This is a genomic window from Pollutimonas bauzanensis (assembly GCF_900129885.1).
In the GTDB taxonomy this organism is placed as follows: domain Bacteria; phylum Pseudomonadota; class Gammaproteobacteria; order Burkholderiales; family Burkholderiaceae_B; genus Pollutimonas; species Pollutimonas bauzanensis.
On sequence record NZ_FQXE01000011.1, the window covers coordinates 131,332 to 145,862 of the forward strand.

Below are 14,531 nucleotides of genomic sequence, written 5' to 3' on the forward strand. Positions count from 1 at the left end.
TTCCCCGTAGTGACCCCCTTTAGTGGACTGTCTTTAGTGACCCCCGTTAGTGGCCTGCCTTCAGTGGGATCCCTCAAGTTTGCGAAATGAATTTCAAAACGCCAGACAATATGTATATCAAATGACGAAGACGCTCTTTCTTAGCCCGGTATTCCATCTTATGAAGCCGCGTATGCTGGCGCTGGTTTTGCTGCTGCCAGCCGCCATTTCCAACGCCGGCGAGCTGCCTCCCGATCTTGGCAAGCGGCTCGTGCAGGGCTATATCGCGCCCGCCATGCGGGACTTCCAGCAATCGGCCAGCCAGTTGCACACGGCTTTGCAAGGCTGGTGCGCCGCCCCGGGCACGGCGGGGCAGCAGGGCCTGCGGGATGGCTACGCGCAATTGGTCAAATCCTGGTCCGGCATAGAATTCCTGCGTTTCGGGCCGCTGGTGGCGGCGAACCGCTACGAGAAAATAAATTTCTGGCCCGATCCGCGCGGCATCACTTTGCGGCAAGCGCAGGGCCTGCTGGCGCAGCCCTCAGCCGTGCCCGACGCCATTGCATTGGCGTCGCACAGCGTGGCGGCGCAAGGCTTGCCCGCTCTGGAATACCTGCTGTACCGCGATGGCGGTTTGCTGGCCGGACAGCCGGCCGAAGAGGAATCCGCTGCCCAAGCCCGGGCGGGAGCGGCCGCGCAAGCCGGCGCCCAAACGGCAGACTCCAAAATGGCAGACGCCAAAACGACAACCGCCAAAACGACAACCGCCAAAACGACAACCGCCAAAACGACAACCGCCAAAACGACAACCGCTAAAACGACAACCGCTAAAACGACAGACGCTAAAACGACAGACGCTAAAACGACAGACGCTAAAACGACAGACGCCAAAACGACAGACGCCAAAACGACAGCCGCCAAAACGACAGCCGCCAAAACGACAGCCGCCAAAACGACAGCCGCCGCCTTTGCGCCGGCTTGCGCTTACGCCGTCGCCATCGCGGGAAATCTTGCGCGCCTGGGGACGCAACTGGTGGACGAGTGGAATCCGGCGGGCGGCTACGCGCGGCAATTCTCCCATCCCTCGCCATCCAATCCGCTATACCGCAATCAGCAGGAAGTGGCGGGCGAAGCCATCAAGGCCTTGTCCACGGGCCTGCAGTTCGCCCGCGATGTCAAGCTGCTGCCGGTACTGGGCGCGGATATCAAGGCAGCCAGGCCAGCGGATATCAAGGCAGCTAGACCCAGGCGCGCCGCCTTCTGGCGCAGCGGGCTGGCCATTCCGTCCATGGCCGCGGCAGCCGCGGGCATGCTGCGCTTCTATAAGGCGGGCGGCTATCAGTTCGGCGGCGGCGAGGCATGGATAGACGCCAGTCTGCAGGATGAACTGCGGCGCATCGTGGAGAATTTCAACGCCCTCCCGGCTGGCGGAGGACAACCGGGCCAAGCGGGGCCAGGTTCTGAATGGATATCTATTGTCGATACAGAAGAAGGCTACCGCCAGTTGACGCTGGCCGCTCTCTTGATAAAAAACGCCAAGAGCCTGGTCGATGAGGATCTCGCCCCGGCCTTGGGCGTGAGGATAGGTTTCAATGCGCTCGATGGAGATTGACCGCCGCCGCTTCCTGGCCCTTCTGGCCGCCTATGGCGCCGGCCCTTGGGCGGCCGGCCCCGCATTGGCTGGCGAGCCTGCATGGACTGATGGGTCTGCATGGACTGATGGTTCCGCACTGGCTGATGGCTCCGCGGCGCTCGAGCCGTCGACTTCATCCATGGATGCTGATTCGAGCGCCGCGGGCCTGCTCTACCTGGCCGCCCGCAAGAACGCGGGCCGCTACGAGGCCGCGCTTATCGACGAGTTCGGGCGGGACAGGCTGGTGATCCCCATGCCGTACCGCGGACACAGCTTCGCCATCGACCCGGCTCGCGGGCGCGCAGTCGTGTTCGGCAGGCAGCCGGGGTTCTTTGCGGTGGCCTTCGACCTGGCGGGCAAGCGTCCGCCGCAGGCGCTGGAGGCTGCGCCGGGGCGCCATTTCTTCGGCCACGGGGTTTTTTCGGCGGACGGCAGGCTCATGGTCGCGACCGAAAACGACTACGAAGCCGGACGCGGCGTATTGGGCGTGTACGACGCGAGCGAAGGCGGCGCCTGCCGCCGCGTCGACGAATTCCCGAGCGCCGGCATCGGGCCGCATGAAGTCGTGCTGATGCCGGATGGACGCACCCTCTGCGTCGCCAACGGCGGCATCCTCACGCATCCCGATTATGGCAAGCTGGAGCTCAATCCCGATACCATGCGGCCCTCGCTCGCCTACCTGGACCTGCATACCGGCGATTTGCTGGAGCAAGTGTTCCTCGAGCCGCGGTTGCGCAAGCTCTCCATCCGGCACCTGGCGGTCGACGCCTCGGGCGCGGTGTGGTTCGGCTGCCAGTACACGGGGCCGGCGCAGGACCGTCCGCCTTTGGTGGGCAGGCATCGCCGTGGCGCGCAGCCCGGATTATTCGGCGCGCCTGACGAAACCCTGCGCGGCATGAAGAATTATGTCGGCTCGCTGGCCGCCAATGCCGCGGGCACCATAATTGCTGGATCGAGCCCGGTGGGCGGCAAGCTGGTGCTTTGGGACGCCGCCAGCGGCGATTGCCTGGGCAGCGCCGGGATCTTCGATGGCTGCGGCGTGGCGCCCGCGGCGGGCAAGGGCTTTATCGTCAGCAGCGGGCAGGGCGCGCTGGCGCGCTTGCTGCCGGGCGCTGAAACGCAAGCCATTCAGATGGCCGTTGCCGGTCTGGCCTGGGACAACCACCTGCGCCGTGTTTGAGCGCTGCCGTCGCCGCCGCCGGTGGGCGGAGCGACTGGCAGTTGCCGGCCGTCCGTCCGCGGCGAAACTCTCTTATATTTAGCACGGAGGAGGCATCGCCCCTGGTTTTTACCTCGCCGGATGAATGCAAACGTTTGAAAACATGGCAATAAACCGGCATGCGCCAACTCCTTAAAGCGTCAATAAAAACAATCGATTGCGCGGTTTACTTAAAATTAAAATCAAGCTCTTGCGGGGCGCGGGTATGTCGCCGTAGCGCAACACTGAAACCAAGGGTAAACCCTTACGCAAATAGAGGGAAAGCAGCCCTTTGTTGTTGTCACCCAACACAAAACAATAAAACAAGGACATTTGCGAACAGGATCATAGCCAGCGGCCCGGAATTTTGATGCAATAGCTCCAACTTCCCATCGCGGAGTTAGAAAGAGCAGCAGCACTCGTTTTGGTAGTCGCTGCTCTGTTTACTCAAATCTACGGAGATTTCTTACATGAAAAAGACTCTGCTCGCTGCTGCTCTAATTGCTGGCTTCGCTGGCGTTGCTCAGGCAGAAACATCGGTTACCCTGTACGGTATCCTGGATGGTGGTATCGGTTACCAAAAAGTTAGCGGCAGCTCCAGCCGTTCCGGTGCGGCTAATACAAGTATCGATGGCAAACGCGTTGGCCTCATCAACGGCATTCAGTCCGGCAACCGCTGGGGCCTGAAGGGTTCGGAAGATCTGGGCAGCGGCTTGCGCGCTGTGTTCGTGTTGGAAAGCGGCTTCACCTTGGCTGATGGCCGGCACGCTCAAAACGACCGCCTGTTCGGTCGTCAAGCTACTTTGGGCCTGGCTGGCGATTCCTGGGGTCAATTGGACTTCGGTCGTCAAACCAACATCTCTTCCAAGTACCTGGCCGCAGCCGATCCGTTCGGTGAAGGCTTCGACCAAGCGAATATCGGCGTTGCGTTCACCACCTCGAACACGACCCGCTACGACAACATGGTCATGTATCAAACCCCGAATTTCTCGGGCTTCCAACTCGGCGTCGGCTACTCGTTCAACGTTGACGGCAGCCAGTCGTGGGATCGTGATACCACCGTCGGTGGCATTGACCTAAACACCAAGGACAGCAACAAGAAAGCCCTCACCACCGGCTTGCGTTATGCCAACGGTCCCCTGGCCGTCGCTTTGACCTATGACCAAGTCAAATCGGGCAGTTCTGTTACTGGCGGTACATACACGCTCAACCCGACAACCGGTGCCATCACCCTGTCGCCTGCTGCGGTTAGCGATAACGTCACCATCAAATCGCTCAACTTGGGCGGCAGCTTCGACTTCGAAGTCGCCAAGCTGCACTTGGCCATCGGCCAAACCCGCGACGGTTTGTTCCAGTCTCAAACGTTTGGCGACAACGCAACCATCAGGCCCTTCACTGGTCTTGACGGCTTGAAAGTCAATTCCTACCTGGTTGGCGCAACCGTGCCCCTGGGCAACGGCAGCCTGTTGGCTTCGTGGACCATGGCCGATCCTACCGACAAGCCTGACAGCGCCGGTGTGAACGACGAGTGGGACAAACAGCAAACATACAGCGTTGGCTACACCTACGGCTTGTCCAAGCGCACCAACCTGTACGCAATCGGCTCCTATGCCAAGCACATTCACTTCCTGCCTGACGCAAAATCGACTTTGGTCGGTGTTGGTGTCCGTCACCAGTTCTAATCGGACTGCATAGCTAGCCTATGCGCCGAGGCGGCCCGGCTTGCCGGGCCGCTGAATGAAGTGAAGCAGACGCAAGTTTGCAAAAAAGGCCACCCCTCGGGGTGGCCTTTTCCATGGTGCGTTCAGGCTGGATTCAGCGCGCTGCTTTATAACAGTCGGCTGGTCCTGCAAGAAGCTCGCGCTCAACGCGGCGAGGCGGCGGATCAGGCCCGCACACTTGCGGATACGCAAAGCGCGCCGGGGGCGTCGCAGGCACAATAAGCGCCGATCAAATCGCTTTGTTTATGGCGCCGGGCGGCGCCTGGCGGCAAGTTGCCAAGCCATGGCGCAGGCGCTTGCGTCCGCGGTTTTGATCTAGATCACCAACATGTTTCAGGGTAGGGGTATTGGTCCGATGGGGTTTCTCAAAATGCTACAATCCGAGGGTTTACTTATCGTGATTGGTTGCTTGGCATGAATCTGCAAGAGTACTTTCCCGTTCTGCTGTTTATTATCGTCGCGACCGTCATAGGTTTCGCCCTGCTGGGCGCGGGACGTCTGCTGGGGCCGCACCGCCCCTATGCTGAAAAGCTCTCGCCCTACGAGTGCGGCTTCGACGCCTTCAGCGACTCGCGCATGAAATTCGATGTGCGCTATTACCTCGTGGCGATCCTGTTCATTATGTTCGATCTGGAAATCGCCTTCCTGTTTCCGTGGGCGATCGCCAACGGCGCTATCGGCATGGTCGGCTTCTGGACGGTTCTCGTGTTCCTGGCGATTCTTACCGTGGGTTTCATCTACGAATGGAAGAAAGGCGCGCTCGATTGGGAGTAGCGCGGATCGGTGATTGGGTGTTAAGTCAGCCGGTATTAAGACAGCTCGGTATTAAATAGGCAAGATTATGGCTATCGACGGCATTATGAAAGAAGGTTTTATAACCACCAGCGCAGACAAGTTCCTGAACTGGGCCAAGACGGGTTCTTTGTGGCCCATGACCTTTGGCCTGGCCTGTTGCGCGGTCGAAATGATGCACGCGGGCGCGGCTCGTTACGACCTTGATCAGTTCGGCATCATTTTTCGCCCCAGCCCGCGCCAGTCCGATCTGATGATCGTGGCCGGCACCTTGTGCAACAAGATGGCGCCGGCCCTGCGCAAGGTGTATGACCAGATGGCCGAGCCTCGCTGGGTGGTTTCCATGGGTTCCTGTGCCAACGGGGGCGGCTACTATCATTATTCGTATTCGGTGGTGCGCGGCTGCGATCGCATTGTGCCTGTCGATGTCTATGTGCCCGGGTGCCCGCCCACGGCCGAAGCGCTGGTGTACGGCCTGCTGCAATTGCAGAACAAGATTCGTTTGACGAACACTATTGCGCGCTAAGCCGGCTTGGCCGTCACCCTTAACGTTGAACTGCTTGAAATATGACTCGGCTCGAAACGCTACAAACTAATTTGCTGGCCGCCTTCGGCGAATCCATGCCGCTGAAACTGGCCCTGAACGAGCTTACGCTCGAGGTCCCGGCCAAAGGCTGGATCGATGCCTGTACCGCCCTGCGCGACAACGCGTCGCTGGGCTTCGATACCTGCATAGACTTGTGCGGCATCGATTACTCCGGATGGGGGGCTCCCACCTTTGCGGTCGAGCCCGGCCTGCATCCTCAGCGCTTCGCGGTGGTGCTGCACCTGCTGTCGGTCAAGCACAACTGGCGGCTGCGGGTCCGCGCCTACGTGCCCAACGATGAATTCCCGGTGTTGCCCACGCTGGTCGACGTCTGGCCCACGGCCAACTGGTACGAGCGCGAAGCCTTCGATCTGTATGGCATCGTGTTCGAAGGCCACCCGGACTTGCGCCGCATCCTCACCGATTACGGCTTCATCGGGCATCCGTTCCGCAAAGACTTTCCCCTGTCCGGCAACGTTGAAATGCGCTACGACACGGAACAGCAGCGGGTCATTTACCAGCCGGTCACGATCGAGCCGCGTGAAATCACCCCGCGTGTCGTGCGTGAAGAAGGCTACGGAGCAGGGCGCTAAACATGGCTGAAATCAAAAACTACACACTGAACTTTGGTCCCCAGCATCCGGCCGCGCACGGCGTGCTGCGCCTGGTGCTGGAACTCGACGGCGAAGTCATCCAGCGGGCCGACCCGCATATCGGCTTGCTGCACCGGGCCACCGAAAAGCTGGCCGAGCATAAAACCTATCTGCAGGCGCTGCCGTACATGGATCGCCTGGACTACGTGTCCATGATGTGCAACGAGCACGCGTATGTCATGGCGGTCGAAAACCTGCTGGGCATCCAGGTGCCCTTGCGCGCGCAGTACATCCGCGTCATGTTCGACGAGATCACGCGCCTGCTCAATCACCTGATGTCGCTGGGCTCGCACGCCCTGGATGTCGGCGCCATGGCGGTATTCCTGTACGCGTTCCGCGAACGCGAGGACCTGATGGATTGCTACGAGGCGGTGTCGGGCGCGCGCATGCATGCGGCCTACTACCGCCCGGGCGGCGTGTACCGCGACTTGCCGGATGCCATGCCGCGGTACGGCGAATCCAGCAAGTATCGCGGCGAAAAGGAAATGCGCGCCATGAACGACGCCCGTTCCGGTTCGCTGCTGGACTTCATCGAGGACTTCACCAACCGCTTTCCGACCTGCGTGGACGAGTACGAAGACCTGCTGACCGATAACCGCATCTGGAAGCAGCGGCTGGTGGGCATAGGCGTGGTCGATCCCGACCGGGCCAAGGCGCTGGGCTTTACCGGCCCCATGTTGCGCGGTTCCGGCATCGAATGGGACTTGCGCAAGATGCAGCCCTACGAAGTCTACGACCGCCTCGATTTCGATATCCCCGTGGGCGTCAACGGCGACTGCTATGACCGCTACCTGGTGCGCATCGGCGAAATGCGCGAGAGCAACCGCATCATCCGCCAGTGCGTGGAATGGCTGCGCAACAATCCCGGCCCGGTCATTGTCGACAACCACAAAGTGGCCCCGCCTCCGCGCGAACACATGAAAACCGGCATGGAAGACCTGATCCACCATTTCAAGCTCTTTACCGAAGGCATGCACGTGCCCGCCGGCGAAACCTACGCCGCCGTCGAACATCCCAAGGGCGAGTTCGGCATCTATATGGTGTCCGATGGCGCCAACAAGCCCTATCGCATGAAGATACGCGCGCCGGGGTTCCCGCACTTGCAGTCTCTGGATGAAATGTCGCGCGGCCACATGATTGCCGACGCCGTTACCATTATCGGCACTCAAGACATTGTGTTTGGCGAAATCGACCGTTAACCGGCGCTAGCCAAGGTAAAAACCGGATTCAAACTATGCTGCTTTCCGAACAAGCCTATCAGAAAATCGACCGGGAGCTCACCAAGTTCCCTGGCGACCAGCAACAGTCCGCCATCATGGCGGCGCTGACCATCGCCCAAGACGAAAAAGGGTGGGTATCGGCCGAAGTCATCACCGACATCGCCGCCTACCTGCACGTGCCGCCCATCGCCGTGCAGGAAGTCGCCACTTTCTACAATATGTTCAATACGCATCCGACCGGCCGCTACAAGATCACGGTATGCACCAACCTTCCCTGTGCGCTGCGCGATGGCGTCAAGGCGGCCGATTACCTCAAGGAAAAACTGGGCATCGACTTCCATGAAACCACGCCCGACGGCCTGTTCACGCTGATGGAAGGCGAATGCATGGGCGCTTGCGGCGATTCGCCCGTCATGCTCATGAACAACAAACACATGTGTGTACGCATGTCGTCCGAAAAGATCGACGCGATGATCCAAGAACTCAAACAGCACGGGGAGTCGGCATGAACGCGCCGGGCCTATTGCAGCAGTTTTCCCAGGGCTTGGCGCCGGATCCGGCCAATGACCTGGCCAGAAGCATGATTTTCCACGACCGCCACCTCAGTCCGCAAATCGTCGCGGGCCTGGACGGCACGAACTGGGGCCTCGCGGATTACGTCAAGCGCGGCGGCTACGAGGCCTTGCGCAAGATCATCGCCACGGGCATGACGCCCGAGGACGTGATCGCCACGGTCAAGGCCTCGGGCTTGCGCGGCCGCGGCGGCGCGGGCTTTCCGACGGGCCTCAAGTGGAGCTTCATGCCGCGCACGCTGCCGGGCCAGAAATACCTGGTGTGCAATTCCGACGAAGGCGAGCCGGGCACATTCAAAGACCGCGATATCCTGCGCTTCAATCCGCACATCGTGATCGAAGGCATGGCCATCGCCGCCTATGCGATGGGCATCACCGTGGGTTACAACTATATCCACGGCGAGATCTTCGAAATCTACGAGCGCTTCGAACAGGCGCTCGAAGAGGCGCGCGCCGCCGGTTTCCTGGGCGAGAAAATCCTGGGCTCGGAATTCAATTTCCAGCTGCACGCTTTCCACGGCTACGGCGCCTATATCTGCGGCGAAGAAACCGCCTTGCTGGAATCGCTGGAAGGCAAGAAAGGGCAGCCGCGCTTCAAGCCGCCTTTTCCCGCCAGCTTCGGCCTGTATGGCAAGCCCACCACCATCAACAACACCGAGACCTTCGCCGCGGTGCCCTGGATCTTCCGCAACAGCGCCCAGGAATACCTGGAGATCGGCCTGCCCAACAATGGCGGCACCAAGCTGTTTTCGATTTCAGGCGACGTTGAATTGCCGGGCAATTACGAAATTCCCCTGGGCACGCCTTTCAGCAAATTGCTGGAGCTCGCGGGCGGCATGCGCGGCGGGCGCAAGCTCAAGGCGGTCATTCCCGGCGGCTCCAGCGCGCCGGTATTGCCCGCCGACATCATGATGCAGACCACGATGGACTACGATTCCATCGCCAAGGCGGGCTCCATGCTGGGTTCCGGCGCGGTGATCGTCATGGACGAAACCCGCTGCATGGTCAAGTCGCTGCTGCGCCTGTCCTATTTCTATTTCGAAGAAAGCTGCGGCCAGTGCACGCCCTGCCGCGAAGGCACGGGCTGGCTGTATCGCATGGTCGAACGGATAGAAAACGGCCAGGGCCGTCCGGAGGACCTGGACGTCCTTGATTCGGTTGCCCATAACATCATGGGCCGCACGATTTGCGCGCTGGGCGATGCTGCGGCTATGCCGGTGCGCAGCTTTATCAAGCATTTCCGCGACGAGTTCGCACACCACATCGAGCATAAAAGCTGTGTGGTGCCCAAATATTTGTAGGGTCAGGATACGCTAATGGTTGAACTCACCATCGACGGCATTAAAGTAGAAGCCCCCGAGGGCAGCATGGTCATACAGGCCGCGCACAAGCTCGGGGTGTACGTGCCGCATTTCTGCTACCACAAGAAACTGTCCATCGCGGCCAACTGCCGCATGTGCCTGGTCGACGTGGAAAAAGCGCCCAAGGCGCTGCCTGCCTGTGCCACTCCCGTGACCAACGGCATGGTGGTGCACACGCGTTCTGACAAGGCCATCGCCGCCCAGAAGAGCGTCATGGAATTCCTGCTGATCAATCACCCCCTGGATTGCCCGGTGTGCGACCAGGGCGGCGAATGCCAGCTGCAGGACCTGGCCGTGGGCTATGGCGCTTCGGCGTCGCGCTACCAAGAACCCAAGCGGGTGGTGGTCGGCAAGTCCATGGGGCCGCTGATCTCCACCGACGCCATGCAGCGCTGCATACATTGCACCCGCTGCGTGCGCTTCGGCGAGGAAATCGGCGGCATCATGGAAATCGGCATGCTCAACCGCGGCGAGTTCGCCGAGATCACCACCTTCGTGGGCCAGGCGGTCGAGTCCGAATTGTCGGGCAACATGATAGACATCTGCCCGGTGGGCGCCTTGTTGTCCAAGCCCTTCAAGTTCACGGCCCGCAGCTGGGAGCTGGCGCGCCGCCGCAGCGTGAGTCCGCACGACAGCCTGGGCGCCAACCTGGTGGTGCAGGCCAAGATGGACCGCGTCATGCGCGTGGTGCCCTTCGAGAACGAAGACGTGAACGAATGCTGGATCAGTGACCGCGACCGTTTTTCCTACGAGGGCCTGTACACCGAAGACCGCTTGGCTCATCCCATGATCCGGGGCGAAGACGGCCAGTGGCGCGAAGCCTCCTGGAGCGACGCGCTGCAGGTCGTGGTGCATGGCTTGAACACGGTCCGCGACCAGTTCGGCGCCGAGCAGATCGGCGGCATCGGCAGCCACAACGCAACGGTCGAGGAACTGGCCTTGCTGGCGCGCCTGGTGCGCGCCCTCGGTTCGGAAAACGTGGATTTCCGCTTGCGCACCATAGACCCGGCTTTCGGCAAGGCCGTGGCCGGCGTGCCATGGCTGGGCATGCCCATCGCCGATCTCGGCACGCTGGATCGCGTGCTGGTCGTGGGTTCCTTCATGCGCAAGGATCATCCCCTGATGGCGCAACGCCTGCGCCAGGCCGCCAAGCACGGCACGCAAATCTCATTCATCGATTCTGCCGCCGAGGACCCGCTATTCCCGGTCACGGCCCGCATGACGGTTGCGCCCAGCGTGCTGCCCAATGCCCTGGCCGAGGTGCAGGCCGCTCTGGCCAAGGCCAAGGGCCTGGCCATCCCGCAGGCTTACGCCGGCGTGGAGCCTTCCCTGGCGGCCCAGCAGATAGCCGCCAGCCTGTCGTCCGGCGAGCGCGTGGCGGTGCTGCTGGGCAATATGGCGGTGGCCTCGGATCAGGCCAGCCTGATCGCGGCCAATGCTTCGGCGCTGGCCCAAGCCGCCGGCGCGAAGTTCGGCTTCCTGACGCCCGGCGCCAATACGGTGGGCGGTTACCTGGCCGGCGCCACGCCTGGCGAGGGCGGCCTCAGCGCCGAGCAAATGCTTGCCCAGCCGCTCAAGGCCTACCTGGTACTGCATGCCGAACCCGCCCTGGACAGCGACAACGGCGCTCGCGCCATTGAAGTGCTCAAGGCCGCCGGCTTCGCGGTCGCGCTCACTTCCTTCAAGTCCGCCGCCCAGGACTGGGCCGATGTCATGCTGCCGATTGCGCCCTTTACCGAAACCTCCGGCACTTTCATCAATGCCGAAGGGCGCGCGCAAAGCTTCAAGGGCGTGGCCGCGCCGTTTGCCGATACGCGCCCGGCCTGGAAGGTCTTGCGCGTGCTGGGCAATTTGTTCCAGCTGCAGGGCTTCGATGACGAAACCTCGGAATCGGTGCGCGAGACCGTGATGGTGGGCGGCACCGACGGGCGGCTGTCCAACGACATCACCGCCGCCATAGGCCTGGCCGGCAAGCGGGAGGGGCTGGAACGGGTCGCCGATGTGCCCATTTACCGCAGCGACGCCCTGGTGCGGCGTTCGCAGCCTTTGCAGGAAACGGCCGCGTCGCAGGCGCCGCGCGCGCGCATGGCGGCAAGCACGCTCGCCGGGCTGGGCGTGGAATCGGGCGACGCCCTGCGTATCGGCTCCGCGCAAGGCCAGGCAACCCTGGCGGCGCTGCTGGACGATACCGTGGCGCCTGGATGTGTACGGATAGCCACTGCGTTCAATGAAACGCTGGCGCTGGGTAGCGGCTTTGGCCAACTTACGGTGGAGCGTGCCTAAATGGAGTGGCTGAATCTCATAAAAAACTACGGCACCGACCTTATCGGCCCGACCGCCTGGCTGGTGGTGTGGTCGCTGGTCAAGATCGTGGTGATCGCCGTGCCCATCATTCTGTGCGTTGCCTACCTCACTTACTGGGAACGCAAGATGATAGGCGCCATGCATGCCCGCAAGGGTCCGAACCGCGTGGGCTACCGCGGCCTGCTGCAGCCTTTCGCCGACGTGTTCAAGCTTCTCACCAAAGAAGTCATCATGCCGGCCAAGGCCAACAAGGTGCTGTACGTGCTGGCGCCGGTCGTTACGCTGATGCCGGCGCTGGCCGCCTGGGCCGTGATACCTTTCGGCCCGGAAATCGTGCTGGCCAATGTCAACGCCGGCCTGCTGTACGTCATGGCGATCACCTCGATCGGCGTGTACGGCGTGATCGTCGCCGGCTGGGCGTCCAACTCCAAGTATGCCTTCCTGGGCGCGCTGCGCGCCGCGGCGCAAATGGTGTCATATGAACTGGCCATCGGCTTCGTGTTCATTACCGTGCTGCTGGTGTCGGGCACGCTCAACCTGAGCGGCATCGTCAACGGGCAGGGCGCCGGCTGGTTCGCCGACAAGGGCATCAATTTCATGTCCTGGAACTGGCTGCCGCTATTGCCTTTGTTCGTCATCTACGTCGTGTCGGCGGTCGCGGAAACCAACCGCCACCCCTTCGATGTGGTCGAAGGCGAATCCGAGATCGTGGCGGGCCACATGGTCGAATACTCGGGCATGGGGTTCGCGCTGTTTTTCCTCGGCGAATACGCCAACATGATTCTGCTGTCGGCGCTGGCCTCCATCATGTTCCTGGGCGGCTGGATGCCCCCCCTCGAAATCGCGCCGCTTACCTGGATACCAGGCTGGCTGTGGCTGGGGCTTAAAACGTTTGTTGTGGTTTCAATGTTTGTGTGGTTCCGTGCGACGTTCCCGCGCTATCGCTACGACCAAATTATGCGTCTGGGCTGGAAAGTATTCATTCCGTTCACCGGCATATGGTTGCTGGTGGTGGCGATCTGGATGCAAACGCCCTGGAATATATGGCAATAGGACACAGGGGCTAGATTATGGAAGCTATTAAAGATTTCTTCGGCAGTTTGATGCTGTCCGAGATGTTGAAGGGCATGCGCCTGACGGGCAAGTACTTCTTCAAGCGCAAGGTCACTTTGCGCTATCCCCAGGAAAAGACGCCGGCGTCGCCGCGTTTCCGCGGCCTGCACGCCCTGCGCCGCTATCCCAATGGGGAAGAGCGCTGCATCGCTTGCAAGCTGTGCGAAGCGGTGTGCCCGGCGCTGGCCATCACCATAGAATCGGAAGAGCGCGACGACGGCACGCGCCGCACCACGCGCTATGACATCGACCTGGCCAAATGCATATTCTGCGGCTTCTGTGAGGAAAGCTGTCCGGTGGACTCCATCGTGGAAACGCATCTCTCCGAATACCATGGCGAGAAGCGCGGCGATCTGTACTACACCAAAGACATGCTGCTGGCGATCGGCGATCGCTACGAGCCTGAAATCGCACGACGTCGTTCCGAAGACGCCCCTTATCGTTGATGCCCGGACCCGACTCTTATGATTTTTTCTACTGTCCTGTTTTATTTGCTGGCGCTGGTGCTGGTGGTGGCCGCGTTTCGCGTCATCACCGCGACCAGTCCCGTTACCGGTGTCCTGCACCTCATCCTGACCTTCTTTACCGCGTCCATGATCTGGATGCTGTTGGGCGCCGAATTCCTCGCGCTGCTGCTGGTGGTGGTCTATGTCGGCGCGGTCATGGTGCTGTTCCTGTTCGTGGTCATGATGCTGGACGTGCGGATGGAAACGCTGCGCTCCGGCCTCAAGACCTATCTGCCCCTGGGCATCGTCATCGGCCTGGTCATGGTGCTGGAAATGGCCTTCGTGCTGGCCAGGACCTGGTTCGCCGCCGGGCCGCAGGCGCCGGTGGCCGACAACTACGACAATACGCGAGCCCTGGGCGTGGCCATGTACACGGACTATGTGTTCGCTGTGCAGGTGGGCGGCGTGATCCTGCTGGTCGGCATGATTTCCGCCATCGCGCTGACTTTGCGCCGCCGCACGGACGTCAAGCGCAACCGTCCGTCCGACCAGATCAAGGTGCGCGCCCGGGACCGCGTGCGCATGGTAAGCATTCCCTCGCAAACCGAGGCGCCCGATGCCCATCAAGCTCCAGGGGATAAAAAATGACATTGACTCTTGCCCATTACCTGATACTTGGCGCGATCCTCTTCGCCATCGGGATCTTCGGGTTTTTTCTGAATCGCCGCAACCTGATCATCCTGTTGATGTCCATCGAGCTCATGCTGCTGGCGGTCAACATGAATTTCGTGGCGTTTTCAACCTGGTTCGGGGATACCGCCGGCCAGGTCTTCGTCTTTTTCATTCTTACGGTGGCCGCCGCTGAAGCCGCCATCGGCCTGGCGATTTTGGTGTTGCTGTTCCGCAACCTGAATACGATCAACGTTGAAGAACTTGACCAGCTCAAGGGTTGA

At 61.2% G+C, this 14,531-nt stretch carries 14 protein-coding genes and 2 pseudogenes; 15 read left to right on the forward strand and 1 reads right to left on the reverse strand.

The annotated features are described in order from the left end of the window. Positions 1-274 precede the first annotated feature (274 nt). A pseudogene (locus tag BUB23_RS27865) lies at positions 275-628 on the forward strand (imelysin family protein); the annotation flags it as partial. Here the strand turns inward: BUB23_RS27865 and BUB23_RS27870 are convergent. Continuing rightward, positions 521-1,051, reverse strand: a complete 531-nt coding sequence (locus tag BUB23_RS27870; protein WP_178372344.1) for a pentapeptide repeat-containing protein — start codon at positions 1,049-1,051, stop codon at positions 521-523. The pseudogene BUB23_RS27865 and the gene BUB23_RS27870 sit on opposite strands and share 108 nt — an antisense overlap. On the opposite strand from BUB23_RS27870, the pseudogene BUB23_RS27875 reads away from it, so the two are divergent. The 14 genes and pseudogenes from BUB23_RS27875 to nuoK form a co-directional block, all read left to right on the forward strand. Next, positions 935-1,591 (forward strand): annotated as a pseudogene (locus BUB23_RS27875) (imelysin family protein); the annotation flags it as partial. The gene BUB23_RS27870 and the pseudogene BUB23_RS27875 sit on opposite strands and share 117 nt — an antisense overlap. After that, positions 1,581-2,792, forward strand: a complete 1,212-nt coding sequence (locus BUB23_RS18550) for a DUF1513 domain-containing protein (RefSeq protein WP_084136124.1) — start codon at positions 1,581-1,583, stop codon at positions 2,790-2,792. The pseudogene BUB23_RS27875 and the gene BUB23_RS18550, both read left to right, overlap by 11 nt. Positions 2,793-3,280: 488 nt before the next feature. Next, positions 3,281-4,492, forward strand: coding sequence for a porin (locus tag BUB23_RS18555; protein ID WP_073105937.1), 1,212 nt, complete (start codon positions 3,281-3,283; stop codon positions 4,490-4,492). 453 nt (positions 4,493-4,945) lie between these two features. After that, on the forward strand, positions 4,946-5,305 hold the full coding sequence (locus BUB23_RS18560) for an NADH-quinone oxidoreductase subunit A (protein WP_073105939.1): 360 nt from the start codon (positions 4,946-4,948) through the stop codon (positions 5,303-5,305). 67 nt (positions 5,306-5,372) lie between these two features. Further along, positions 5,373-5,849 (forward strand): NuoB/complex I 20 kDa subunit family protein, encoded by a 477-nt coding sequence (locus BUB23_RS18565; protein WP_073105941.1) that lies wholly within the window; start codon positions 5,373-5,375, stop codon positions 5,847-5,849. 41 nt (positions 5,850-5,890) lie between these two features. After that, positions 5,891-6,502: an NADH-quinone oxidoreductase subunit C gene (locus tag BUB23_RS18570; RefSeq protein ID WP_073105943.1), complete on the forward strand. Its 612-nt coding sequence runs from the start codon at positions 5,891-5,893 to the stop codon at positions 6,500-6,502. Between the two features lie 2 nt (positions 6,503-6,504). Continuing rightward, a complete protein-coding gene (locus BUB23_RS18575; protein WP_073105945.1) occupies positions 6,505-7,761 on the forward strand; it encodes an NADH-quinone oxidoreductase subunit D in 1,257 nt (418 codons plus the stop codon). A 35-nt stretch (positions 7,762-7,796) separates the two neighbouring features. Then, positions 7,797-8,291: an NADH-quinone oxidoreductase subunit NuoE gene (gene nuoE / locus BUB23_RS18580; protein WP_073105949.1), complete on the forward strand. Its 495-nt coding sequence runs from the start codon at positions 7,797-7,799 to the stop codon at positions 8,289-8,291. After that, positions 8,288-9,655, forward strand: a complete 1,368-nt coding sequence (gene nuoF / locus BUB23_RS18585) for an NADH-quinone oxidoreductase subunit NuoF (RefSeq protein ID WP_073105953.1) — start codon at positions 8,288-8,290, stop codon at positions 9,653-9,655. Before nuoE ends, nuoF begins: the two co-directional genes overlap by 4 nt. A gap of 15 nt (positions 9,656-9,670) precedes the next feature. Beyond that, on the forward strand, positions 9,671-11,998 hold the full coding sequence (nuoG, locus tag BUB23_RS18590; protein WP_073105958.1) for an NADH-quinone oxidoreductase subunit NuoG: 2,328 nt from the start codon (positions 9,671-9,673) through the stop codon (positions 11,996-11,998). Further along, positions 11,999-13,072: an NADH-quinone oxidoreductase subunit NuoH gene (nuoH, locus tag BUB23_RS18595; RefSeq protein ID WP_073105963.1), complete on the forward strand. Its 1,074-nt coding sequence runs from the start codon at positions 11,999-12,001 to the stop codon at positions 13,070-13,072. A gap of 17 nt (positions 13,073-13,089) precedes the next feature. Next, positions 13,090-13,578 carry an NADH-quinone oxidoreductase subunit NuoI gene (gene nuoI, locus BUB23_RS18600; protein WP_073105970.1) on the forward strand — a complete coding sequence of 163 codons (489 nt, stop codon included), beginning with the start codon at positions 13,090-13,092 and terminating at the stop codon, positions 13,576-13,578. A gap of 18 nt (positions 13,579-13,596) precedes the next feature. Continuing rightward, the gene (locus BUB23_RS18605) at positions 13,597-14,226 is read left to right on the forward strand and encodes an NADH-quinone oxidoreductase subunit J (protein WP_073105975.1); all 630 of its coding nucleotides are present in this window, start codon (positions 13,597-13,599) and stop codon (positions 14,224-14,226) included. Next, positions 14,223-14,531: an NADH-quinone oxidoreductase subunit NuoK gene (gene nuoK, locus BUB23_RS18610; protein WP_073105980.1), complete on the forward strand. Its 309-nt coding sequence runs from the start codon at positions 14,223-14,225 to the stop codon at positions 14,529-14,531. The genes BUB23_RS18605 and nuoK overlap by 4 nt, the downstream gene beginning before the upstream one ends.